A 23,171-nucleotide genomic window follows, 5' to 3' on the forward strand; every position below is an offset into this window, starting at 1 on the left:
TTCCAACTTCAACTGATCCGTTCTGAGTACTCAATCCATGCGTTCGGGGGGCCTTTTTTTGAAGGTAGGCCATGGCGAGTTCTCATGGCGTAGAACGGTTTTTGTCGCAACGGCTCTCTATGAATGCGCGCAAGGACCGCGACGACGACCGTCGCCTGACCGTCATGACAGTGCACGATCAATCCAGCCCAAACGCCGCGGAACAATTGTGCCCGCTCGTGGTTCCGATGGCACGAAGATGGAGGATATGATGACGGACGCCAAACTCGCTGTGGTGACCGGCGCCTCGAGTGGCATCGGAAGGGAACTCGCAAAGCTGTGCGCTAAAGACGGTTACGACCTGATCATCGCCGCCGACGAGCCGGCTATCCGGCAGGCGGCAGAGGCACTTGAGACCCACAATGTAACGGTCGAAGCCATTGAGGCCGATCTGGCGACCGTCGAGGGCGCCGATCGGTTGATCTCCCAGATCGGCGATCGCGATATCGACCTGTTGTTTCTCAATGCGGGACGCGGGCTCGGCAACGGCTTCGTCGACCAGGACTGGCGAAAAGTCCGCCGGATCATCGACACCAATGTCACCGGAACGGTCTATCTGGCGCATGAACTCGGCGCCAAGATGGCCCGGCGAGGCCGCGGACGCATCCTGTTCACCGGGTCGATCGCCGGCTTCATGCCCGGAACATTCCAGGCCGTCTACAACGGCACGAAGGCGTTCATCGATTCCTTCTCGATCGCCCTCCGCCATGAGCTGAAAGATAGCGGCGTGACGGTCACCGTGCTGATGCCTGGCCCCACGCAGACGCGATTCTTCGAGCGCGCTGAAATGATGGATACCAAGGTCGGCTCCGATGAAAAGGACAATCCGGCCGATGTCGCCAAGACGGGTTACGAGGCGATGATGGCCGGTGATGAACAGGTCGTCAGCGGTTGGAAAAACAAGCTGCAGGTCGCCGCCGCGCATGTCACGCCGGCAGCCACTTTGGCCGAACAGCACCGTAGGATGGCCGAGCCGGGGTCGGCGTCCAGCGACTGAGCTGATATTTCGCGTCATCAAACGGGCTGGCATTCGCAGAGACCGCATGTGCTGCGCGAGGCAATCTATCGCTGCCGCAAGGCGGCACCATCTCGGTTCCCGGCGTCTGTGTTGGCCTGGTCGATCACATCCCGTTTGGCGGCGATGAATGAGGGACCGGCTTTCCGGATGGGCCAGACGCATACGCAACGCTACCTGGAACCTTTATTGGCGATGGTCCAGAACGGCGAAATCGATCCCTCCTTTCTGATTACCCACCGGCCGATCTGGAAGCAGGGCCGGTCTGTACAAGACGTTCCGCTACAATCAGGAGGTTCTGTCAAAGTGGTGATGCGGCCTCACGGCCGAGACGGGCAAGGCGAGCGACACCTCACTGCAATCACAAGGGAACATTCGCGTCGACGGCCGGTTAGGTGCCACTTCCGTAACGGTCACCTGCCGTCAAAGCGAGCCCATGATGAACCACGACCAGCATGACAATGTACCAGACGCAGCGCGTAGACTTGTCGCTGGAAGCATGGCGGGAGGAATTCTCGCCGCTTATGCTTCCACGGCGTCAGCCGATACGGGAACAGTGCCTGCTAAAGCAGGCCCTGCGAGCCCGATGCTCAAACAGAATCCGGTGACGCAATATCCCCAGCCGCCGTTCAAGCCACAGGAACAGAAGTGGCCGGGTTTGGCCAGCAAGATGGTGCCGCGCCCGGATCACGGCGAAACGACCTACAAGGGACCAGGCAGGCTTGCCGGTCGCAAAGCGCTGATAACCGGCGGCGATTCCGGAACCTGTCGTGCGGCGGCGATTGCATTCGCGCGCGAGCGTGCGGACGTTGCTTTCGGCTACCTCCCCGAAGAACAGGAAGACGCCGACGAACTGGTGGACCTAATAAAAGCGGCAGGTCAAAAGGCTTGCCGGCGATATCCGCAATGAGGCCTTTTGCAGAAAGCTGGTCGATGAAGCAGCAACGCCCCTCGGCGGTCTCGACATCCTGGTCAGCAACGCTGCCCGCCTCACTAGAGTCCACGGTCCTCAAAAAGGGCCGCCAGGCCCACCGCTCCTTAGGCGTGGTGGGCTTTCAGTCTGTCTACAGGAGGAACCAATGGCTGGCGATGATATAGAAAGAAGGCGACTGCAGATGTTGATCGAACAATATCTGGAGACGCGTAAGCGACGGCACGATTTCGTGTCGATCGCGAATGCCGAACTCGCGATCAAGGCTGTCATGCCGCATTGCCCGGTGTCGAGCGCAGCGTTGGCAGAGATGATTGCCGCTGGCGCCGTCACTTACGGCCTTGGCGTCCTATTCGACGCGAGGAAAACCGAGGGCGAACTGCCCGTTGTTTGATAAGCTCACACGGCTGACCAATCGTCGCGCGGTGGCGAACTTTCGCCCAGCGCTGGAGTACGCCAGACCGCGAGCATGCCAATCGTGCCGGCCGGATCGCAGGCACTTGCCGGCGACGCCGGCTCGGGCCTGGACCCGAATGTCGTCGCATCTCTGGTGAAAAACCAGTGTCTTTGTGCAGTTATCGGGCTTCTCGTTGGGTTGGCACCGTTCCGCTGTCCTGGTGTCTTGCCAAAGCTGTCGGTTGAACACCGAGCATATTTCGCACGGCCTCGACCAGCGCGGCAGCCCACACGGGTTTTGACAGCATCTTGTGATGACGCAAATCTTGCGGGATGTCGGATGCCGTGTACCCACTGACGAAAACAAACGGAATTCCGCGTTGCGCTAGAAGAGGGACAAGGGCAGCGCTGGTCTCGCCGCCGAGACCAATGTCCAGGACCGCAGCAGATATGACTTCACTCTCGATCAGCTTTTTCGCGCGAGCAACGGACGGCACTGGCCCGGCGATGGCGAAGCCGGCCTCTTCCAGGATTGCGCGGTGCTCCTCCGCGACCAGCCATTCATCTTCGACGACAAGGATACGAGATGCAGTCACGTTTCGCTCTCCCGATGATCAAACGGAAACTCAATCCGCAAGCTCAAACCATCGGAACCGAAAGATGTTTCAAAATTTCCGCCAAGCCGATACTCAATTTCGCCCTTCACCAGCGAAAGACCAAATCCCGTCTTCTCAGGCGGACTGACAGCGGGACCGCCGCTTTCTAACCATTCGAGCTGAAAACCGTGATCCGACGCCGACCAAGTCACGGACACCACGCCGTTTGGCACGGACAAGGCGCCATATTTTCCAGCATTCGTGGCAAGTTCATGGATCACCATGCCAAGCGACAGGCCCTGCTGAGGCTTGAGCCGAATGTCCTCGCCTGTGGTGTTGATGCGTTCCAGCCCGAACGGCTCGACTTCCTGCCGCACGATTTCCTCGACCGAGACCTCTTTCCAGCTTTCGCGCGAGAGCACTCCGTAGGCCCGCGCCATGGCGCGCAGGCGACCGATGAGCGCTTCGGCGAAAGCCTCCGAAGAGGGAGCATTTTTCAGGGTCTGACTGGCAATGCTGACCGTAACAGCCAGCATGTTCTTGACCCGATGGTTGAGTTCCGAGATCAATACCCGCTGGTGGGCTTCGGCTTCAGCCATGGTCGTCACATCGACAAAGGTCACCACCACGCCCTGGATTTTCCGCGCGCTGTCGCGGTAGGGGATCAGCCGCACGAGATAGTGGATGCCGTTGCTATCGCGCGGCAGCTGGTGCTCGATCATCTCGCCGGCCCTGAAAACCTGGGCAATATGGTCGCGCAGGTGCGGATAATCGAGCCGGCTGGCAAGATCGGTCAGCGGTCTTCCGATGTCGGTCGGCAGCAAGTTGAAGAACGAAGACGCCGCCGGCGTGAAGCTGCGGATAACCAGCTTGGTATCGAGAAAAACAGTCGCGATCTGTGTGCTCTCGAACAGGTTCTTCAGATCGCTGTTGGCACGATCGAGATCCTCGATCTTGGAAACCAGTTCGGCATTGATGGTGTTCAATTCCTCATTGAGGGACTGCATTTCTTCCTTGGAGGCCTCGAGCTCCTCATTGGAGGACTGGGCTTCTTCGTTGACCGAGACGAGTTCCTCATTGGAAGATTTCAACTCCTCCAACGCGGTCTCATATTCTTCGATCGTCGATTGCAGGCGCTCGCGCGTATCGCGGAGCTCGCGTTCGAAATCAGCAATCCCAGATGCCACCGGCTGTCGAACCTTTAGAGCCTCCAGCCGCGGCTGCGGCTGGCCCACCGGCTCGAACAGGACGAGAAACAGCGGCTCGCCGCTGCCGCGATCAGTCAAGGGCTCGATCGTCAATGTGACGAATTGGACACGATCTTCATCTTCTTCAATGGCTATCGCTTCGCGCACAACCGTGCGCCGGCCCTCGGCGGCTTCCCGCAAAGCGCCGCGCAATTCCAGACGCAGGCCGCTGCGTGCCATTGTGAGCAATTGTCTGCTCGGCACCCCTTGCGGCGGCTCGAGATATTTGCCGGTTCGGACCGAGTAATAGACGACATCTCCATCACCATTGACGACGACGTGAGCCGGAGCGAAGCGTTCGAGAACCTGCGCTTCAACGGTTTGCCTTAGGGAATAAGACAAGCCGCGGCGGGCATGTGTGTCATTGGCGCTGGAAAAGTTGGTTGCAGGCGCAGCATTCAACAAGATCGGCAGCCGCGGCGGCGCCGAATGTTCTCGTGCCTTGAAGATCCGTTGTTTCTTGTCGACCGGTGCAAACAGGTCGGCATGCTGGCTTATGCTTTCGGAGGTGCCAAGGAACAGATAGCCACCGGGCTTCAGCGAATAGTGGAAGGTCGGAATAACCTGCTTTTGCACATCGGGGCCGAAATAGATCAGGAGGTTCCGGCACGACACCATGTCCATGCGCGAGAAGGGTGGATCGCGGATGACGCTGTGCGCCGAGAAGATGCAGAGATCACGTACGCTCTTGCTCAAGATGAAACTTGTGCCGTCATTGCTGAAGAAGCGTTCGCGACGTCCAGGCGAAACGCCCGCAAGCAATGACTCCGGATAGCGCGCCGAACGTGCGATGCCCAGCGCCGCGTCATCGATGTCCGTGGCGAAAATCTGGATGCGCGGCACAGCCGAAAGTGTATCCATATGCTCGCGCATCAGCATTCCGATCGAGAAGACTTCCTCGCCGGTTGCGCAGCCGGGCACCCAGACGCGGATCGTATCGTTGGCGTCCTTGCCTTCGAAAAGTTTGGGGATGACGGTTTCTTCCAGGGTCTTGAAAGCGTCCGTGTCGCGGAAGAAATTTGTCACGTTGATCAGCAGGTCGCGAAACAGCGACCGCACTTCCTCCGCATTTGAACGAAGCAACTCTATATAGGCATCGATCGCGGTGTTCTGCGTTATTTGCATGCGTCGCCTGACGCGACGCAAGAACGTCTTGGCCTTGTAGCCCGAGAAATCATGTCCCGAATGGCTGCGCAGGATCGCGTAGATTTCCTCCTGGCCCTTGCGGAGTTTCAAAGCACTGGCCTTGCCATCGTCAGCTTCAAGCTCGTCGAGCAGTTCAAAGCTGTGGGCAAATTCCATGAGTTTCGCACCCATCTCATCGGCTGGGATGGCGATATCGATCAGACCGGAACTGATCGCGCTGCGCGGCATGTCGGGATTGCTCGGACCCGACTCGTCGGAGAGTTGCGCCAGCGTCAGGCCGCCATTCTCCTTGATTGCCTTGATGCCCAACGTACCGTCGGAATCGCCGCCCGACAGGACGACGCCGACGGCGTATTCGCCCTGATCCTCGGCCAGCGCGCTGAAAAAGATATCGATGGGCTTGCGCTCCCTGGACACGGAATTCGGTTGGCGCAGCTTTAGGCTGGAATTTTCGATGGTGAGGATCGCGTTGTGCGGCATCACGTAGACGGTGTCAGGATGGATACCCATTCCATCTTCAGCGACACGAACCGGAATTCCGGTGTAAAGCGCAATCACTTCGTGCAGCAGACTTTCCCGTTCGGGGCTAAGATGCGTGACGATCACGAACGCCATCCCGCTCGAAGACGGCATCCCGCGAAAAAATCCCTCCATGGCGGCAATGCCGCCCGCAGAGGCGCCAATACCGACTATGGGGAACCTCGGCAGCTTTTGCATCAATTGTCCTGCTTCAGTGAAATGCAACGCGGCAGCGCTGATTTCGATCCAATGTGTAAACCGTTCCTGGTCGAATTCCCATCCCGCACCGCCGATCGCCACGGAACCGATGGACGCGACCGCCGTTTAAAGCCCGGAGGGCTGCTATGTTATTAGGCATGCGAATTCTGCTCGTCGAGGACGAATTCTTGCTGGCAAGCGAACTTGCCTCTTATTTCAGCGATTGTGGGGCGACCGTTTTGGGGCCGGTGTCGTCAGTCAGCCGGGCTCGACGATATATCGATTCAGCGGATGGGGCGGTGCTGGACATCGACCTCAACGGTGAGACTGTTTTTCCCCTCGCCGACGAGCTGACGGACAGAGGCATCCCGTTCGTATTCTTCTCCGGAAACGATCAGATCACCCTGCCGGAGCGGTTCCGATACACCCAAAACCTCTCCAAGCCGGCCGGGTTCAGGACGGTTGCCGGGATCCTCGCCGCGCAATCAACAGCGCTTGGTGAAGACAATGTTTTCCGCGCTCTTCCAAAACTGAGGCTGTCCGCGCGGCTGCTGCTGGGCGACCCACAGGCGGCCGATCGCCTCGTCGAACGGACATTGAAGGCGGCGCTGGAGGAGCGGTTGTCGACGCGGCATGACCTTCCCTTGAGCGAATGGCTCAACACGCTCATGGAGGAGGTGCTCCGCAACGACAGGTCTGGCATCATGAATTAAGATTGTCCGATAGTTTGCCGCAGGCCGCCCTGTCGACCGCCCCCGCTACGGTACCCGTCCCCAAGAGCGCTTCGCTTCGTCTTGCAAATACGGCCGCATTCCTGCTAGAAATCCTCGTGGCCAAACCTCCGCAAACCAAACCTGACTCATTCCGCGATCCTGTTGAGGGCGACGCACTCGCAGCGCTGCTCGACGAAATCGCGGAAGAGGAAACACCTGAACGGCTGTTGAAGCTCGCCCTTGAGCTGCAGCAGCAACTGCTGTTGTCAAAGCAGCTGAAAAATCCCAACTGAACGGCCTGCAGCTAGGCATCTTGATGTGCCTCGAGTTCCACGATGGCGTCATCGCCTCGTTCGCCAGACCGATGCTGCTGCGGTAATCTTTCTGCGCTCGATGTGGGCGAAACCCCAGTCTCAATAGCTCAGCGGTTCCTGCGCCCAGAAGGCCCTGATCCCATCATGACGCCGATGAGACGATCAGGAAGATCAGGGCCAACTTGGGTCGCAGCCCAAGGTCGATCACTGCTGCCCTGGCATCTCGGTATTTTCTTGCGGGTTCTTTTTAACGCCGGGCGCGGGTGATGTCTCGGCGGGGGCATTGCCGCCTTGGTTCTGTTCCGGGGTGCGCTTTACTGGCGATGTCTGCCACGATCCGCCTGAAAGGGGTATGAACACAAAGAAGGCTAGCAGGGCGACGAAGATCACAGCCGCAATGACGACGCCCCACCCGAGTACATTTCGGGTGCCACGCTGTTCTTCCTTCCGGGACACATGCTCCGTCATCACTGGACTCCTTTGTGTCGTTCGATGAGGTACAAATTTATCGTGCAGATCGACCGCACGGTCTGCCCTTCCCCGACGCGTGCCGCCGGCACAGCCGAAGAAGCTGAAGCTAATCTTCTCCACCTTTTCGGCTGCCTGGTTTGGCGGCCCGCTTTGGCGCATTCGGCACTGCCGGTTTCCGCTCGGGTGCAGGCGGATTGATCTCCTCGCGCGCCAAACGGGCTTTGCGCAATCGCGCCGTTTTCTCTTCCCGCGCTTTACGCTCGGCTTCCATTACGCCTTGTGCGTAGAGAGTGGCTCGTGCGTCTCTGTCGTTTGCGGATCCACTGGCCGCCATAGTCAGCCCTCCGCCTTGTAATTTCTTGCTTCCTTCTTGGCGCCGTCTTTGCCGTGCTCGGCTGCAAGCTCTTTGGCCTGCCCGGGTGACACGTCGGTGGCTTCGGCCAACTTGATTGCCTCTTGTTCAGAGAGATCACTGTCCTTTCGCGTGGGGTTCCTTGTCATCGCAGATCTCCTATCAGAGCCCAAACGACCGGACCGGCGGTGTGTTCCCTGGAGCCTTCGATAGTCCACCGATTGAGGCGGGCTATCGCGCTTCCGTCAATGAGCGAAAAGTTTCTGATGCGGGCTGACAAGGTACATGATCAGCTTCAAGGCCTTTCGAACTGCTCCGGCCAGCCGGGTTATGGCCGGGCTATGACCGTGTGGGAACGCGTGACACACGGACGGATTCAGGCATCGATGCCAGGCGCTAGTTCTCGCCCGCGAGCGTGGCGAGAAATGACCGCCGCCATTCTGCTGCGTCATTGCGCGTGATGCGCTTGAGCAGTGCACTATGCCTTGCAATTCTTTCGTCAAGCGGCATCGCGAGCGCTTTTGCGATCGCATCGGCAACCTCGTCGACCGCATACGGGTTCACGATCAAGGATTCGGCAAGTTCTTCGGCCGCACCTGCAAAGCGCGACAATACCAGCACTCCGGGATCGGCTTCGTCCTGCGCGGCTATGTATTCCTTGGCGACGAGGTTCATTCCGTCACGCAGGGGCGTGACCAATCCGACCTGGCTAGCGCGCAACAGGCCAGCAAGCCGAGAGCGTGATACGGCACGGTGGATGTAGCGGATCGGGGTCCAAGCCAAATCCGCGTATCTTCCGTTGACCGCGCCGGCGGTTGCCTCAAGCTGGGCCCGGATGTCGGCATAGGCGCTGACCTCCTCCCGCGTCGGCGACGCAATCTGCAAATAGGTTGCCGCTCGCTCGTGTTCCGGATGCCTTTCCAAAAGACGAGCGAAAGCCTGCATGCGGCCGGGGAGACCCTTGGAGTAGTCCAGCCGATCGACGCCGATGATTTGCTTGAGGCCCAGAATCTGGCGGCGCATGGAATCGATCTGCACATCCTCCGCCGCCTCATTGGCCATGCGTGCGATTGAATCGACGTCGATGCCTATCGGAAAACACCTCGATAACACCGTGCGGCCGTTCATCTCAGCCGAACCATTGATATCAAAAGTAATGGAGTTGGCCGCCTGCACTGAGCGCCGGAAATTCCCCACGTCCGTTTCGGTCTGGAACCCCACGACGTCATATTGAAGCAGGTCATCGATGAGTTCTTCATGGTCGGGCGTGGCTACAAACAGGTCGGGCGGCGGGAACGGTATGTGAAGAAAGAAACCGATCCGATTCCGGACTCCCAGCCGCCGCAACTGGGCGGCCAAGGGGATAAGGTGGTAGTCGTGAACCCACACCAGGTCGTCGTTGCCCGACAGCAGTCCTGCGAGCGCCTTCGCGAACCGCGCATTGATCTGCCGGTAGGCGTGTAGAAACTCTGCCCGGTGGTTCACCAGGTCGAGTCGGTAATGAAAAAGCGGCCACAGCGTGCTGTTGGCATAGCCATTGTAATAGAGCGAATACTCCTCATAGGGCAGGGTAAGCGCAGCCGTCTCGATCTTTCCCACGCGTTCCAAGCGGATCAGCGGTTCGTCGCTCGCGGCGTAGTCCTGATACTCGGCGCTTGCTCCTAGCCACAGGCCTCCACGCTCGGCCAACGCATCCCCGATGCCTACAGCAAGTCCGCCGGCTTGCGACAGATCGCGAATGTTCCCCAGCCTGTTCGAGACGACAACCAGACGACGCGGGATGGCGCGATCGCCAGTTAGCTCAGCCTCCCCACCTAAGGCGTCGCGCTCAAGGGGATCACCAACCGTTTGCGAGGCCTCGTTGAAAATTTCATCCGGTCGCTGCAACAAGAGCAAATCCTGAGCGTGAAGATCGCTTGGGGAACGGTCCGCGCGTGCGATTGTTCCCGACGTAAGTGTCCAGCCGGACTCGCTGGATCACATTCTCGGCCCGCTCGGCGCCTTTTTCAGCGGCTCTCGCAGGATCGTCGTCGGACGCACCGGTGATGAGACCCCGATCCAGCACGCCGAGCAGCCGCTTTGGCGACGGCCGGACTTACCGCTTTGGTATTCATGCTGCCGGATCCCCTCATATCAACTCCCCACCTTGGCAAAAGCCCCAACTGACCAAACCGTCAGTCCACCTCGATTACCTTGCGCGTCGGCTTTCGTTGGCGGGGCGGCTGCTTTGCGGCTACGGGCGCGGGCGGGGTCTGCGCTATCGATGCCTCCAACAACTGTCGCTGTTCTCTAAGCCGCGCCGTCTTGGCTTCCCTGGCATGCCGCTCCGCTTCCAACAGCAACTTGGCTTCTCGATCCGCCCTCTCGATCTTTTCCCTGTCGATGCGTCGTGTTTTCAAGGTCGCCTCCTTTGGTCAGACGGCGAACAAAGTGCGGACCTGAAAAAATGTTCCCAACAAATTAAGGCCTGATCTGCCTCAAATGATATTGACGAGCAGCCCGCCGGTTGCGCGCATCTGCGGCTCTGTGACGTCCAAAGGAACTGCTTGCCGTCTGCGGCGTTACGCCACCATGCTGGCCGGAAGATTACCATGGACGACAAACCCCGAACGACGATCAGAAAACCGGCCCGGATTGATCGAGGGCATTGCTTTTGCGGAGCCATCACAGCTGAATTCAGTGGCGATCCCTTTTGGATTTGTTTCGACCACGACGATGACTGCCGACGAGCGATCGGCAGCCCACTGACGATCTGGATTGGCTATCGTCCAGATCAGGTCCATTGGCTCGGCCCAAAACCAAAAACATTCTCGAAAACCAGGGGCGTCGTGCGCTCCTTCTGTTCGGAATGTGGCACCTCGATTGGGTACACCGATGAAGGCTTGCCAAACGAGTTCTACATCTCGATCGGATTCATGGACGCGCCCGAGAAGTTCCATCCCCAAGCCCAGGCCTATTGGGAAATGCGACTGCCGTTCATCAGGATGGATGACGGTTTGCCTCGCGTCGAGGGCTACACCCGAGCGCGCGACCCCGCCCTGGGCAATCCCAGAGACCGGTGAGGCAGGAGGCTGGATCTCGGGCGTCGTACCTGCAAGCCAGCGCCAGGGCTGGCGGAACGCGGCCGAACCATTGGAATGAGAGAGATCTCCAAACGGACAAATGCCCGAAACCAATTTCACCGGCGTGGGTTGAAGATGGACATGGGGGACTTGTTTTCACAGTCTGACGACAAAGAAGCGGATGTTTGAAGGATTCAAGCTAGAGACTGTGGATCTGCCCGAGTCCTCACTGCGAGTCAGGTATGGAGGTTCAGGCCCGCCGCTTCTTTTGCTGCATGGCCATCCTCGGACGCACGTTACCTGGCACCGGGTAGCCCCACTTCTCGCCGCCGACCACACAGTTGTCTGCCCCGATCTGAGGGGCTTTGGCCGGTCCTCGGTACCGGCGGACGCCATGGACCATGCTGGATCCTCCAAGCGTGCCAAAGCCAGGGACTGCATCGCTCTCATGCGACATCTCGGCTTTGGCCGGTTTGCGATCGCAGGCCATGACCGCGGCAGCTACACAGCGTTCCGAGCAGCGATGGATCACCCGTCAGCGATCAGCCATCTGATCGTCATGGATAGCGTCCCTATCCTGGAAGCCCTCGAACGCTGCGACGCCCGCTTTGCGAAGCTCTGGTGGCACTGGTTCTTTTTTGCACAGCCGGACAAGCCCGAACGCGCAATCATGGCCGATCCTGACGCATGGTATGGCGGCTCAGCCGAGTCCATGGGGGCTGAGGCCTATGTCGACTACAAGGACGCAATCCACGATCCGAATGTTGTTCACGGCATGCTTGAAGACTATCGGGCAGGTCTGGCCATCGATCAATTGCACGATACCGATGACAGGAAAGCTGGTCGCCGGGTCGCGTGCCCGACCTTGGCGCTCTGGTCCGCCCGCGATGATCTTGAGGCACTTTACGGCAACGTGCTGGATGTTTGGCGACCCTGGACCACCGAACTGAAGGGCCAACGGATCGATAGCGGACATCATATGGCCGAAGAAGCAGCCGACGCGGTAGCCGCAGCTGTCATGGCGTTCTTGCGCGAACCGACGTCGTCATGCGGCGAGCTTTGCTGAACCGATCCGTTTGATGGCGATGCTGATCGACCGTTCGCCATCGTCGTAGTCGGCCCAGGCGACGGTCTTTTTCAGGTGGCCCGGAACCGTGCGAACGGTGTATTTTTTCGGATCGAGATCCGCCTTCACCTGACTCCAGGTCAGCGGCATGGATACAGTCGCGCCTTCCCTGGCGCGAGGGGAGAGAGGGGCGACGGCTGTCGCCATGCGATCATTCCTGAGATAGTCGAGAAAAATCCGGGATGTCCGCAGCTTCTTGGCCATGTTGACGAGGTAGAGATCCGGGCTGTCTGCCGCCATCTGGATGCAGACGGCCTTTGCGAAGGCCTTGGCCTCGGCCCATGTCGTGTTGCTGCGTTGGGCCGCCAATGGCGTCACGACATGCAAGCCTTTGCCGCCCGTGGTTTTGCAGAAGCTCACCAAGCCCAGATCTTCGAGACGATCGCGCATTTCCTTGGCAGCCGCGACCACCTTCGCAAAAGGGACTTCCGGACCAGGGTCAAGGTCGAAGACAAGTCGGCCAGGTATTTCGGGATGACCCGGCTGGCAATTCCAGGGGTGAAGCTCAAGGCCGCCTATCTGGGCGATCGCGGCCAGACCCTCGACGCGGTCGATTTGCAGATACGGTTTGTGATCGCCGAAGACTTTCACCAGTTCCAGCAGATTGGATGTGCCTGGCATTGCGTGGCGCTGGAAAAACTGCTCGCCAGCGTAGCCATCCGGCGCGCGCACGAGTGAACAGGGACGACCTTTGATATGTCTGATCATCCAGGGGCCAACGGTCTCGAAATATTCTGCAAGATCGAGCTTGTCGACGGGCTGACCGTCGCCGGCATTCGGCCAAAGCGGCTTGTCCGGCTTGGAAATGATGACGCCCATGACAACCGGGCTTTTGCCTGTCTTGCCAGTCATCTTGGCAGGATCGGCAATCGGCGTCTCTTGAGGATCGGCTGGACGCTCGGCCTCCACGTCTTTTGCGGGCTTGTCGTCACGCAGGCCTTTGAAGGCGGCCTGCCTGATATTGCCACCCCCGGTCCAGCCGGCGAACTCGATTTCCGTGACCAATTCCGGCTTCGTCCAGAAGACGGTTGAATTCCTTTTCGGTGCACCATCGCCGGTAAACGGCGACGTCGCGGCTTTCATCTCCTTCAGCCTGGGCATCAGCTGCTTGACCTTTGCCTCGCTGAATCCGGTCCCCACACGGCCGATATAGGCGAAATGTTCGCCGCGATTGACGCCGACGAGCAATGACCGGAATTTGCCGTTGGTCGTCGACCAGCCGCCGATGACCACCTCATGCCCGGCGCGGCATTTCGATTTTGCCCAGGTGTCGGTCCTCCCCGAAACATAGGTTGCATCGGCCCTCTTGGAGACAATCCCCTCAAGCGAAAGGCGACAGGCAGAACGCAGCACCGCGTCGCCGCCATTGCTGAAGTGCTCGACATAGCGGATGAGATTTTGCTCGCCGCGATCGACTTCGCCGAGCATCTCGCTCAGACGTTCCTTCCGTTGTGAGAGAGGCATCTTTCGCAGATCGACGCCATTTGCGAAGAGCAGGTCAAAGGCAAAGTAGATCAGGTCCTTCGTCCGGCGCTCCGACAGCGCTGCCTGCAGTGCGGCAAAATCGGGCGCGCCGTTCTTGCCAAGCGCTACGATCTCGCCGTCGATGATGACGTTGGGAAGACTGGCGGCCTCCTTTGCGATGGCGCCAAATTTCTCCGTCCAGTCAAGACCCTTGCGGGTCCTAAGCGCGATGTCCTTGTCTTCCACGCGCAACTGGACGCGATAACCGTCAAACTTGATTTCGTGAACCCAGTTCGTCCCGGCCGGCGGCCGGGAGAGCGTCGCGCAAAGCTGTGGTGGGATGAAGTCGGGCATCTTCGCCGCTGAGGCACCAGCGGCTCGCTTCGGCCGCGGAGCAGGCTTTGCCGACCTGGCGGCGCGCTTGTCGGCATGGCCGCGCTTGCTGTCCCAAACGGCATCCGCATCGGCCAACGATGAACCTTTGATCATGAACGGCTTCGGACCTGCCCCCTTTCCCGCTGCAATCCTTTCCATGCTCCGACCGGAGGCGACGGATCGGTCCTGAGCCAGCACCGCATCGCCATTGCCCTCTGTCGCGTATTTGTCGCGGTGTTTGATCAGCAGCCAGTTGGTCCGCTTCCCGCCATTGCGGTCATGCTTCATGCGCACGAGGACGAAGCTTCCATGCAGGCGCTTGCCCTGCAGCGTGAATTTCAGGTCGCCTTTTTCCAACGCCTTTTCGGGAGACATGGCGCCTTCCGGTTCCCAATATCCGCGATCCCACAACTGCACCGTGCCGCCACCATATTGTCCTTTGGGAATCGTGCCTTCGAAGTCGCCGTACTCCAGCGGGTGATCCTCAACCTCCACGGCAAGTCGTTTGTCGTGAGGATCCAGTGATGGACCTTTGGTCACAGCCCATGATTTGAAGACCCCGCCAAGCTCGAGGCGAAGATCATAGTGCAGCCGCGTGGCCGCGTGTTTTTGGATGACGAACCGGAGCCGGTTCGAACCCGCAATCGAGCTTTCGCCGCTGGGCTCTTTCGTCTTCGCGAAATCCCTTTTGGCCCGGTAGGTTGAAAGCTCGCCCGTTTTCATGGAAGTGCCCCGACTAATGACGCATCGCCGGACTCAACGCAGTGGGTGAGATTTGGTTCGGTTCATAGCCGAGACGACGCCGATGCTGCTTTTCCGCTTCAGAGTGGCATCGGCGTCAAATGAGGCCTTCACGGAGACTACAGGTGTCGTCACCGCTGACGTTAAGGTTCCTTGGTTTGCCCAACCATTTTTGCAAGCTCTGAAAATGGTGGGATGTCCAGTTCGCCTTGCGCGTTGTTTGCGATCTGCAGAAGCCGGATCGGGAAGCAGATCGCGTCACGGTTGGCCGGTGACATGTCTTCGTAGGTCCGCTCGTCACCTGTCATGGACGCCTCTGCCTTTCGCAGGGCGGTATCGATCTCGTCAATTGACAGCAGACCTTTGTGAACGAGCAGGTTGTTGATTGACGCGACCGCCATCATCAACCCTTCAAGCTGAAGATTGGCAACGTTCATGGCTTGACCGTGTTTCCGCCGCCCGGCCTCGCCGGGGCGTTCTGGCCATCGGATTGGTGCGTCTTGTCATCCACCTCATTGACTGGCCGCGTCAGACCGACCCCACTCTTGGGTTTCTTGTTGCCGGCCGCATCCTGAGAGAACGCATCCGAAGGATCAGGACCTGTTCTAGCCGGGTACTTCGTTGCGCCGGTCTCGCGACGGTTTTCATTATCAGGCATTTTTGATCACTCCAATCGGATGACCGATAACCATTACGAGCCCGGCGAGTTCCGGCGCCGCATGGAACATTTCTGGCCGTTCGTGCAGAGACAAGCGGGCGTGTCTCGGCAATCGCGCCTCGCGCACTGGCGGCAGGTCTCGCTTTCGTTGCCGACAGCACTAGGTTGCTCGTTGAGGCAAAAGGAATTCCCCATGCGGGTGGCACGCGAAGCCTGGGTTCTTGGCAAGGAGAGCATCCTCGGATTCATCAACGACAATGCCCTCAGCCACGGTGCGGCGATGGCGTTCTATGCCGTTACGTCCCTGGCCCCGATCTTGTTGATCGTTGTTGCGATTGCTGGACTTGTCTTTGGGCATGAAGCAGCTCAACTCGCTCTGTCGGCCGAAATCGCAGGCGTGATGGGATCGCAAACCGGCGACCTTCTGCGCAGCACCATCGAAAGCGCTTCTCACAGAACCGCCGGCACTGTTGCCACCTTGGTGGGCATCGTCACCCTCTTCGTGACAGCCTCCGGGGTGTTTGGCGAAATGCAGCTTTCGCTCAACACAATCTGGAAGATTGACCCACCACCCATGTCTGTGTCGCGATTGGTGCGGGCGCGGGCGGCCAGCCTGGGTCTGGTTGCAGCGTTGGGATTTCTACTGCTTGTGTCGTTGGCGGCGAGTGCCGCCATTTCCGCGCTTGGCGCTGTCATCAACGCCCATCTGCCGTTCGGCACGATCATTCTCGCGTCGATAAACGGCATTGTATCATTCGTGCTGATTTCCGCTCTGTTTGCCGCGATCTTCAAGATCCTGCCGGACCGGTCGCTCGCTTGGCGCGATGTCGCAATTGGCGCGGCAGTGACCGCTTTGCTCTTCACCATCGGCAAGTCGCTGATTGGCTGGTATATCGGAACCAGCGCGATTGCATCCTCCTATGGCGCGGCGGGTGCACTGCTGGTCGTGCTGCTTTGGGTTTACTATTCGTCTGAGATATTCCTGCTCGGCGCCGAGTTCACGCGGGCCTATTCCGTCCGTCTCGGCAGTCGGTCCGACCTTCAACCGATAGTGGAGGCAGAGAGCCCGTCGCGACAGACATCGAACCTTGGACCAACCATCCAACGCGAGGTGCAGGCCTGGATTGTGATCACGGGTTTGCTGACCTTCGTGGCGACACGGGTCTGGCCATCGCGGCGATCTTAGCTGCTTCCCACCAATTCTGTTTCTTTGGAACGCAACCCGGACACCGGAATTGCATAGGAACAGGAGGTTGCCCATGCCAAAATTCCGCTTTGAGACGACAGTATCCGGCCAGACTACCGCTCTCGAGGAAGAGCTAGCGAGTGCGGAGATGGCCAGTCCGAGAGCAATAGAGATGGCGCGCGTAGCGGTGGCGGCGGATCCTGGGTCAGGAACCAAGCAATCGGGATCGACTATCAAGGTCTACGATGAAGCCGGATACCTGGTCGCCACAGTCAATTTTTCCGACGTGTTGCCGAGTGATCCGGACGCCGGACAGCATGGGATTGGCGACGCGGTTGTCGAAGAACCGGGTGTGATGCGGTCTGGCTGACCCGTGGTAGATCAGGGTTTCACGTTTCGCTCACGCGATCCCCGGCAGGGCAATTCGCTGAGATCGCGAGGTCCTCGGCCATCATCAGATGCTAGAGCTGAGATTCGATCGGGAGGTGACGGACGAAGACCGCCAGGATACGGCGAAAAAATCCGGCTTCTGGTTCATGCGTATAGTCCTGAATCTTGCCTTCGCCGCATCCATGCCAATGCAGGACATTGTGTTTCAGTTCGAGCCGATAGCTTGTTTCCGGAGATATTTCCGATTGGAATCGATGCCGCAGCTCGGCGACCATTTTCGGATCCTCAAACAGAACGCCCATTTCCGAATTCAAGGACACTGACCGTGGATCGAAATTGAAGGAACCAACAAAGCCGATATTGTCGTCGACGGTGAAAGCTTTCGTATGCAGACTGGCGCCCTTCGAGCCAAACACCGAGATTGCCGAGCGCCGGTTGAACGGCTGAAGCTCGAAAATTTTGACGCCATTCCTCAGCAGCCGCTTGCGATAGTTTGCGTAAGCGCCATGGACTGCGGCCACGTCGGTAGCGGCCAGGGAGTTGGTCAGAACCGAAACGTCAACACCGGCGCCGACAAGGTCCAGCAAGATCGCTGTGCCCCTTTTGCCGGGGATGAAATAGGGCGACACAATTTCCAGACACCCGCGCGTGGATTGGATGATCGGACGCAGCTCTTTCATAAGCCAGCTGCGACGTCTCCAACCACGAACCTTCTCCGGCGGATCGGAAATGACCCGCACGCCATCCACCCAATGAACGTCGTTGCTGGCCGCAATAAACTCTGTGATCGAGCCCCGGTTGCCGATGCCGTTCAGGAATTTGGGATCGGGGCCGGTATCGCTTCCTTCAAGCCATTTGGCATGCTCATGCTCAGCCACTGATCCCAAGGTTTTGATTGGCTTGGCTTCATTGCAAGCCCAGAAGGCATCGAATATCGCCGCGGTTTGCCGTACCGCAGGCCCCAGGAGCAGCAGATCGAGGTCCCGGAAATTGGTTTCTGCCGCATCGAAATAGGCATCGCCAACATTCCGACCGCCGACAATGGCAAATTTGTCGTCGACGATCCAAGCCTTGTTGTGCATCCGTCGCGTCAATGCAAAGAGCCGCAACAGCACTTCCACACCACGCATGATCCGGCCGCGCCTGATACCGCTCGGATTGAACAACTTCAGTTCGATGTTTGGATGGTGGTTCAGCGCCAGATATGCCGCATCATTTTTGCGCGGATTGACGTCGTCAAGGAGCATGCGCACCCGAACACCGCGCTCAGCAGCTCGAAAAACCTCGCGAAGCAGCAAGCGGCCGGTGTGGTCATCATGCCAAAGGTAATACATCAGGTCGAGACTGCGCTCAGCGCTCCTTGCCGCCAGCACGCGCACGGCGAAAGCGTCATAATTGTCCGAGACAAGCAGCAAGCCGCTCTTGCCGGCCTTGATGTTGTGGTCTGCGGTTCGCGAAAGCGATACGTCCATGAAAATTGCCACCTTTGGACGGCGCTCGCGCCATCCCGCTTAAATCATAGCTAGAACCATTCTGAGGTATTCTGGTTGCATACGCAGCGTCCAATCACCCAATTCCTGGATGCAAGCGGGGCCCAGCAATCAAGCGGCTGCAGAGCGGTAAGGAGGCTTGAGAGGCGTTGACCCGACTGCTCTGCTGCCGCCGCGGAACTTGCTTCTCCTGTAGTGCCAGCCCCTCACACCGTGAACTGTTGGCGAGAGCCCGATGGCGTGCGCCCCGCCGCGGCTCTTCGACGAGAATGACGTGGTCGTTGTTCTCACTGAAGCGCACGACCCCTTAAATTTAGATATCTCCATTATGCCGGAACCGGGTTCGGGTTTCCGAGTTAAGAAAATGCTCGCGACGGGCAATTTTCAACAGAGGAGACGGCACAATGCCCACTGCCAAGAAAGCCAATGGCAACAACAAGGACCTGGAGGACCTTTTCCTCGATGGCCTCAAAGACATCTACTATGCCGAGAAGAAAATTCTGAAAGCCTTGCCGAAGATGGCCAAAGGCGCATCCGAAGAGCAAGTTTCGGCAGCATTCGAGAAGCACCTCGCAGAAACCGAGGGGCAGGTCGAACGTCTGGAGGAGGTCTTCGAGATTCTCGGCGCGGCCGCGCGCGGCAAAACCTGCCCGGCGATCGACGGCATCCTGGAGGAAGGATCTGAAATCCTTCAGGAGTACAAGGGTTCGACTTCGCTCGATGCAGGGCTCGTCGGTGCCGCGCAAGCCGTGGAGCACTATGAGATTGCCAGGTATGGAACCCTGATTGCCTGGGCTACGACGCTCGGCAAGGATGACGTGGTTGCGCTCCTCAATGCGACACTTGAGGAGGAGAAGGCCACCGACGAGGCGCTGACTGCCCTCGGTGAAGCCGGCGTCAACGAACGAGCGGCAGAACGGAAAGCGGCTTGATTGATCGCCTACCCAACCGCCTCGGCGACCCATGTGCCGAGGCGGTCGCGGGAGATGAAGGACATGGTCACGCATATCTACAAAGGACTGGAATGTTTCCTGCTTGAGTGTTCGGCCGCGCTGGTCAGGCGCCGCGCCCTTGGTGGTTCGCGCAGCGATCCTCGGCAGTTGCGAGAACAGCGCAGAGATGAGTTCAGGGCCCGCAAAGTCGCCGAATGAGCGCCAAGATGGAGAGTCGGATGGGCTTCTTTGGAAAATATTTCTCAGGACTGTTGAGCAAGAAATCGACTGACGGCAAGGGGAGCGGCGATATGCGTAAAGCTACCGGCGCGGGTCCGGCGATTGCCGCGCATTCCAAAGATGCAAAGACATCCGCTGCTTCCGGTCAAAGCACCAATGCTTCGAGCAAAAATGCAGATGGACGATGACAAAAGGCAAGATTTGGCTACCGACCCTATGTCGCATCGAAGCGGCGCAAAGACGTTAAATCGTCGAGATGACCCGCATCGCAACCTTCAACGTCAATGGCGTCAACGGCCGACTGCCAGTGCTTCTCAAGTGGCTTGGCGAAACCGGCTATGACATCGTCTGCCTTCAAGAACTGAAGACCTCTGACGAAAAATTTCCCGTCGATCCGATTAGAAACGCCGGCTATGGCGCAATCTGGCACGGACAGAAGTCCTACAATGGCGTGGCAATCCTCGCTCGCGGGATTGAGCCGCTGGAACGTCGTCGAGGTCTGCCGGGCGATCCCGACGATTCGCACAGCCGCTACATCGAGGCAGATGTGAATGGGCTTGTTGTCGGCTGCCTGTATTTGCCCAATGGCAATCCAGCGCCGGGGCCGAAGTTCGACTACAAACTTCGCTGGTTCCGACGTTTGATCACCTATGGCCAGGTGCTGCTCGGCGATAGCTCACCGACCATCCTGTGCGGCGACTATAACGTCGTTCCAGGCCCGATCGACGCGGCGGTGCCGGGGCGCTGGGTTGGCGATGCCGTTTACTTCCCCGAGAGCCGGAGCGCGTACGCCGAAATGCTTGCTCAGGGCTGGTTCGATGCGGTTCGTCGCATTCATCCAGAAAAAGGAATTTACACCTATTGGAACTTCTCCTACCGCGGCGGGTACGATCGGAGTTCCGGGCTCCGGATGGACCATCTCTTGCTGAGTTCATCCCTATTGGATCGCCTGAAGAATGCCGGAGTAGATGCCGAAACGCGTGCATGGGACAAGCCGAGCGATCATGCGCCAGCCTGGATAGAACTTGATTGAGCTTCCTCGGCAAGGAGCCTGAAGACCTAGTGGCGCTCCTTCGTGATTACATTTGGCCGCGCATGTCTATCGTCAACAATGAGGACTGCCGGCGCCAAGCGATTCAAGGACGCAATGATGACAAACACTCAAAAGGAAGCTGAACTGATTGCGCGCCTTGCACGCCAGCATGGCGTCGCCGATGGCGCTGTCATGGCTGTCCTTGAGGCGTTGCGGCGTGGTGGTGGAACCATGGCCCAGTTCAGCCACGTCGACTTCGGAGGAATGTCACAATGGTCCTCCGGCATGACGATGGTCGGCGACATGTTCGATGACAGCCTCAAGGCGAAGCTCAACACTATCGCGGCGGAGCTCTCGGCCTACTTGCGCGAACATCCCGCCAAGCCACAACGCGACGACACGAATGTGAGCTATCGTTCTGCAGGTATGGCCCACGCCGGCTCATGGTGGCCTGAGGAGCTTGGGAGCCCGTCTGCCGCTGGTTCTCAAAACAATATGCGCTACGCAGCGTTTCCTGAGCGAAGCCGCCTGGTCATCGACGATCATGGAAAGACGGAGATTTATGACACAGGCGACCATCGCATATCCGGTGTTTCGCAGAGCCAGAGCACGGCCTCCACCCTGACCTTTGTCAGTCAGCACGGCGTGGTCCGCGTATCTGATCTCAAGCGCGTATCTGCGACGTAGGTCAGGGCCGCTTCCATGCAGACAGTCACGCTCATCGGCTATCTCGCGACCGTCTGCTCGATGAGCAGTTTCACCCCGCAAGCCTGGAAAATCATCAGGACACGGGAGACAAGCGGCATCTCCGCGCCGACGTATGCCATCACTGTGTTGGGCTTCGCCTTGTGGCTGGCCTTCGGCATCATGAAGGCAGAGTGGCCGATCATAATCACGAATGGCGTCTGTCTCCTGCTGTCAGCCTTCATTCTCACAATGACAGTCCTGCCGCAGGCTGAGAAAGACGCAGTTGCCAAGGCTTTCGACCCCGACGACTAAATTAGCGCTTCAACTTTTCAGCAGCGGACCTTGGCTACCATATGCAGGATCCTTGCGCGGACGCCCCACGCTGGGGATGGTTGCGAGCGCATCGCTATGCTGATCCTTGCTCCTACATTCGTCATAACTCCCAAACGGAGGATACGCGCCGACAACCAAAAAATCATCGGATGCCGAGACGCATTGGTGCCCGGTGCCTGCCGGGAGGACCGCGACGTCACCGGCCTTCAGCGACAGCGTTCGTCCTTTCTTGCCGCCAAACCGGACTTCAGCATTTCCGCGCGCAATTCCCAGAACCTCGTGTATTTGCGAATGATAGTGAACGTAATCATAGATGCCGTTTCGCCAGCTATCGCCCCATCCGTTTGCATCGAAAAGCACCTCCATGACGGCTGCTGAATCAAGTCCTTCGGGCAATTCGACGGCGCCGCGATAAACGACGAGCGGCCATGCTGGATGATTGGGCACAAGTCCATCATCCTTGAACCAGAACTCATTCGACTTTCGCTGCCTCACCAATCCGGCGACGATTTCCATGCGCGGTCTTGCGAAACCGGTGACGTTCTCGATCACCTTCTTGCTGGTTTCCAAAATGCTCATCGACGCTGCCTCTAAAGCAGAGGTTAGTTTAGCCGCTCGCTCAGAGCTCGACCTTTGCGTTGTCGCCCACATTCGGCTTGGCGCCGGTAACGGCCGCAAACACCATCGTTGCGGTAGCCATGATTAGCCCCGGGCTGTCCCACAATTCGCCTTCGTCGGGTTTGACCGTTATCAGACGAATCTCGGGATCATCGGCATTATCCCACCAGGCTGAGTCAGTTTTCTCCCAGAGCTCGGCGATCTTTTCCCTGTCATTTGTCACTGTGGCCGGGCCTGACATCGTGACGTATTTGTAGTGGCTGTTGTCACTCCAGGCCAATGTGACCTTTGGATAGGTCGACAGCTGCTTGCTCTTGGCGCTGTCGTCATTGACGAGGAAATATATGGCGTTTTCTTCACGGACCACACGCGCAGATAGCGGACGGGCTCGATTGTACTCGCCGTCCCAGGTCACAAACATGCAGACGTCGATGTCCTCGGCGAGTTCCCAGATGCGGTCTGTCGCCTCGGCGGGCGTGAGGTCCGTCTGCTGCTCTCGGCGGTTAGCCATAAGCGTCCTCCTGCGGGTGAATATCCTCGCTTACAACTCACGTCCCGCCACGACGTTCCAACTCACTGGGTCCTTCGGCTTGCTAAAGCGGTGGAACTTTCGAAATTGCCGGAAGTTTGGATGGCAAACGCGAGGCCATGATGGCGGACAAGACGCTTCGAACATCAAGACGGACACCCGAGCAGGACGCTAAGGGTCAGTCGGAAAAGGACCACAAGGGCGGCGGAAACGATGGCGTCGCCAGCGCCGATCCGCGGGTGATCTCCGGCAAAAAAGACGGCGACGCGACATTCCCTGTCAAGGGACCGAAGAAATAGCTATGAGCCCATTAGTCGGGCGTCTGGCGGTGTCATCGATGCGCGGAGACAATTGACGAACGGGCTGACAT

The 23,171-nt window shown here is 58.7% G+C and carries 27 protein-coding genes and 1 pseudogene; 16 read left to right on the top strand and 12 right to left on the bottom strand.

The features are described 5' to 3' along the window. Positions 1 to 250 precede the first annotated feature (250 nt). The 3 genes and pseudogenes from X756_RS154690 (at position 251) to X756_RS154685 (ending at position 2,379) form a co-directional block, all read left to right on the top strand. Entirely contained in the window at positions 251 to 1,036 is a 786-nt protein-coding gene (locus X756_RS154690) for an SDR family NAD(P)-dependent oxidoreductase (protein ID WP_023736051.1), read from the top strand. Positions 1,037 to 1,640: 604 nt separating this feature from the next. Continuing rightward, a pseudogene (locus X756_RS1000000166635) lies at positions 1,641 to 2,043 on the top strand (SDR family NAD(P)-dependent oxidoreductase); the annotation flags it as partial. Positions 2,044 to 2,133: 90 nt separating this feature from the next. Beyond that, entirely contained in the window at positions 2,134 to 2,379 is a 246-nt protein-coding gene (locus X756_RS154685; RefSeq protein ID WP_023725497.1) for a hypothetical protein, read from the top strand. A 181-nt stretch (positions 2,380 to 2,560) separates the two neighbouring features. Here X756_RS154685 and X756_RS154680 read toward each other — a convergent pair whose 3' ends face one another. Both X756_RS154680 and X756_RS154675 read right to left on the bottom strand, forming a co-directional pair. Then, the gene (locus X756_RS154680; protein ID WP_023700039.1) at positions 2,561 to 2,977 is read right to left on the bottom strand and encodes a response regulator; all 417 of its coding nucleotides are present in this window, start codon (positions 2,975 to 2,977) and stop codon (positions 2,561 to 2,563) included. Continuing rightward, positions 2,974 to 6,087 (bottom strand): CheR family methyltransferase, encoded by a 3,114-nt coding sequence (locus tag X756_RS154675; RefSeq protein WP_023729494.1) that lies wholly within the window; start codon positions 6,085 to 6,087, stop codon positions 2,974 to 2,976. Before X756_RS154675 ends, X756_RS154680 begins: the two co-directional genes overlap by 4 nt. A gap of 158 nt (positions 6,088 to 6,245) precedes the next feature. Here X756_RS154675 and X756_RS154670 point away from each other — a divergent pair, with 158 nt between their 5' ends. Next, the gene (locus X756_RS154670) at positions 6,246 to 6,800 is read left to right on the top strand and encodes a response regulator (protein WP_050588792.1); all 555 of its coding nucleotides are present in this window, start codon (positions 6,246 to 6,248) and stop codon (positions 6,798 to 6,800) included. Positions 6,801 to 6,802: 2 nt separating this feature from the next. Further along, a complete protein-coding gene (locus tag X756_RS1000000168700) occupies positions 6,803 to 7,093 on the top strand; it encodes a hypothetical protein (protein ID WP_031262058.1) in 291 nt (96 codons plus the stop codon). Between the two features lie 225 nt (positions 7,094 to 7,318). Here X756_RS1000000168700 and X756_RS154665 read toward each other — a convergent pair whose 3' ends face one another. The 4 genes from X756_RS154665 to X756_RS154655 all read right to left on the bottom strand — a co-directional run bounded on the left by X756_RS154665 (position 7,319) and on the right by X756_RS154655 (position 10,336). Further along, positions 7,319 to 7,582, bottom strand: a complete 264-nt coding sequence (locus X756_RS154665; RefSeq protein ID WP_023681159.1) for a hypothetical protein — start codon at positions 7,580 to 7,582, stop codon at positions 7,319 to 7,321. A 339-nt stretch (positions 7,583 to 7,921) separates the two neighbouring features. Beyond that, positions 7,922 to 8,086 (bottom strand): hypothetical protein, encoded by a 165-nt coding sequence (locus tag X756_RS1000000169315; protein ID WP_023729495.1) that lies wholly within the window; start codon positions 8,084 to 8,086, stop codon positions 7,922 to 7,924. Positions 8,087 to 8,333: 247 nt separating this feature from the next. Then, the gene (locus X756_RS154660) at positions 8,334 to 9,827 is read right to left on the bottom strand and encodes a trehalose-6-phosphate synthase (RefSeq protein ID WP_023729496.1); all 1,494 of its coding nucleotides are present in this window, start codon (positions 9,825 to 9,827) and stop codon (positions 8,334 to 8,336) included. 284 nt (positions 9,828 to 10,111) lie between these two features. Further along, positions 10,112 to 10,336 (bottom strand): hypothetical protein, encoded by a 225-nt coding sequence (locus X756_RS154655; RefSeq protein ID WP_023668054.1) that lies wholly within the window; start codon positions 10,334 to 10,336, stop codon positions 10,112 to 10,114. A gap of 192 nt (positions 10,337 to 10,528) precedes the next feature. Between X756_RS154655 and X756_RS154650 the strand changes: the two genes are divergently transcribed. Both X756_RS154650 and X756_RS154645 read left to right on the top strand, forming a co-directional pair. Beyond that, positions 10,529 to 10,999 carry a GFA family protein gene (locus X756_RS154650; protein WP_023729497.1) on the top strand — a complete coding sequence of 157 codons (471 nt, stop codon included), beginning with the start codon at positions 10,529 to 10,531 and terminating at the stop codon, positions 10,997 to 10,999. A 181-nt stretch (positions 11,000 to 11,180) separates the two neighbouring features. Further along, the gene (locus X756_RS154645) at positions 11,181 to 12,065 is read left to right on the top strand and encodes an alpha/beta hydrolase (protein WP_023729498.1); all 885 of its coding nucleotides are present in this window, start codon (positions 11,181 to 11,183) and stop codon (positions 12,063 to 12,065) included. On the opposite strand, the gene ligD is transcribed toward X756_RS154645, so the two are convergent. The 3 genes from ligD to X756_RS1000000168705 all read right to left on the bottom strand — a co-directional run bounded on the left by ligD (position 12,045) and on the right by X756_RS1000000168705 (position 15,363). After that, on the bottom strand, positions 12,045 to 14,687 hold the full coding sequence (ligD, locus tag X756_RS154640; RefSeq protein WP_023729499.1) for a DNA ligase D: 2,643 nt from the start codon (positions 14,685 to 14,687) through the stop codon (positions 12,045 to 12,047). The two genes, X756_RS154645 and ligD, sit on opposite strands and share 21 nt — an antisense overlap. A 161-nt stretch (positions 14,688 to 14,848) precedes the next feature. Next, positions 14,849 to 15,142, bottom strand: a complete 294-nt coding sequence (locus X756_RS154635; protein ID WP_023687836.1) for a hypothetical protein — start codon at positions 15,140 to 15,142, stop codon at positions 14,849 to 14,851. Further along, the gene (locus X756_RS1000000168705) at positions 15,139 to 15,363 is read right to left on the bottom strand and encodes a hypothetical protein (protein WP_155921617.1); all 225 of its coding nucleotides are present in this window, start codon (positions 15,361 to 15,363) and stop codon (positions 15,139 to 15,141) included. The genes X756_RS154635 and X756_RS1000000168705 overlap by 4 nt, the downstream gene beginning before the upstream one ends. 193 nt (positions 15,364 to 15,556) lie before the next feature. Between X756_RS1000000168705 and X756_RS154630 the strand changes: the two genes are divergently transcribed. Continuing rightward, positions 15,557 to 16,549 carry a YihY/virulence factor BrkB family protein gene (locus X756_RS154630; RefSeq protein WP_023700031.1) on the top strand — a complete coding sequence of 331 codons (993 nt, stop codon included), beginning with the start codon at positions 15,557 to 15,559 and terminating at the stop codon, positions 16,547 to 16,549. 73 nt (positions 16,550 to 16,622) lie between these two features. After that, complete coding sequence (locus X756_RS18520; protein ID WP_023668045.1) at positions 16,623 to 16,919, top strand: hypothetical protein; 297 nt, start codon at positions 16,623 to 16,625, stop codon at positions 16,917 to 16,919. 91 nt (positions 16,920 to 17,010) lie between these two features. Here the strand turns inward: X756_RS18520 and X756_RS154625 are convergent, their stop codons facing one another. Beyond that, on the bottom strand, positions 17,011 to 18,411 hold the full coding sequence (locus X756_RS154625) for a phospholipase D family protein (RefSeq protein WP_023729500.1): 1,401 nt from the start codon (positions 18,409 to 18,411) through the stop codon (positions 17,011 to 17,013). A 422-nt stretch (positions 18,412 to 18,833) separates the two neighbouring features. Between X756_RS154625 and X756_RS154620 the strand changes: the two genes are divergently transcribed. From X756_RS154620 to X756_RS154600, 6 genes are all read left to right on the top strand, one after another. Continuing rightward, entirely contained in the window at positions 18,834 to 19,361 is a 528-nt protein-coding gene (locus tag X756_RS154620) for a ferritin-like domain-containing protein (RefSeq protein ID WP_023681150.1), read from the top strand. 63 nt (positions 19,362 to 19,424) lie between these two features. Further along, entirely contained in the window at positions 19,425 to 19,580 is a 156-nt protein-coding gene (locus tag X756_RS154615) for a hypothetical protein (RefSeq protein ID WP_155923545.1), read from the top strand. Beyond that, positions 19,577 to 19,789 carry a hypothetical protein gene (locus X756_RS1000000167315; RefSeq protein WP_245259911.1) on the top strand — a complete coding sequence of 71 codons (213 nt, stop codon included), beginning with the start codon at positions 19,577 to 19,579 and terminating at the stop codon, positions 19,787 to 19,789. Before X756_RS154615 ends, X756_RS1000000167315 begins: the two co-directional genes overlap by 4 nt. A 68-nt stretch (positions 19,790 to 19,857) precedes the next feature. Further along, positions 19,858 to 20,634, top strand: coding sequence for an exodeoxyribonuclease III (xth, locus tag X756_RS154610; RefSeq protein ID WP_023729501.1), 777 nt, complete (start codon positions 19,858 to 19,860; stop codon positions 20,632 to 20,634). 117 nt (positions 20,635 to 20,751) lie between these two features. Continuing rightward, positions 20,752 to 21,321 carry a hypothetical protein gene (locus tag X756_RS154605; RefSeq protein WP_032999356.1) on the top strand — a complete coding sequence of 190 codons (570 nt, stop codon included), beginning with the start codon at positions 20,752 to 20,754 and terminating at the stop codon, positions 21,319 to 21,321. Positions 21,322 to 21,336: 15 nt separating this feature from the next. Continuing rightward, the gene (locus tag X756_RS154600) at positions 21,337 to 21,633 is read left to right on the top strand and encodes a SemiSWEET transporter (RefSeq protein ID WP_023681146.1); all 297 of its coding nucleotides are present in this window, start codon (positions 21,337 to 21,339) and stop codon (positions 21,631 to 21,633) included. A 9-nt stretch (positions 21,634 to 21,642) separates the two neighbouring features. Here X756_RS154600 and X756_RS154595 read toward each other — a convergent pair whose 3' ends face one another. Beyond that, entirely contained in the window at positions 21,643 to 22,233 is a 591-nt protein-coding gene (locus X756_RS154595) for a cupin domain-containing protein (RefSeq protein WP_023729503.1), read from the bottom strand. A 40-nt stretch (positions 22,234 to 22,273) separates the two neighbouring features. Continuing rightward, complete coding sequence (locus tag X756_RS154590) at positions 22,274 to 22,783, bottom strand: pyridoxamine 5'-phosphate oxidase family protein (protein ID WP_023729504.1); 510 nt, start codon at positions 22,781 to 22,783, stop codon at positions 22,274 to 22,276. A gap of 140 nt (positions 22,784 to 22,923) precedes the next feature. Between X756_RS154590 and X756_RS154585 the strand changes: the two genes are divergently transcribed. Next, positions 22,924 to 23,100 carry a hypothetical protein gene (locus X756_RS154585; protein WP_155922451.1) on the top strand — a complete coding sequence of 59 codons (177 nt, stop codon included), beginning with the start codon at positions 22,924 to 22,926 and terminating at the stop codon, positions 23,098 to 23,100. Positions 23,101 to 23,171: the final 71 nt, after the last annotated feature.

It is taken from the genome of Mesorhizobium sp. LNJC405B00, assembly GCF_000502615.1.
Lineage (GTDB): Bacteria > Pseudomonadota > Alphaproteobacteria > Rhizobiales > Rhizobiaceae > Mesorhizobium.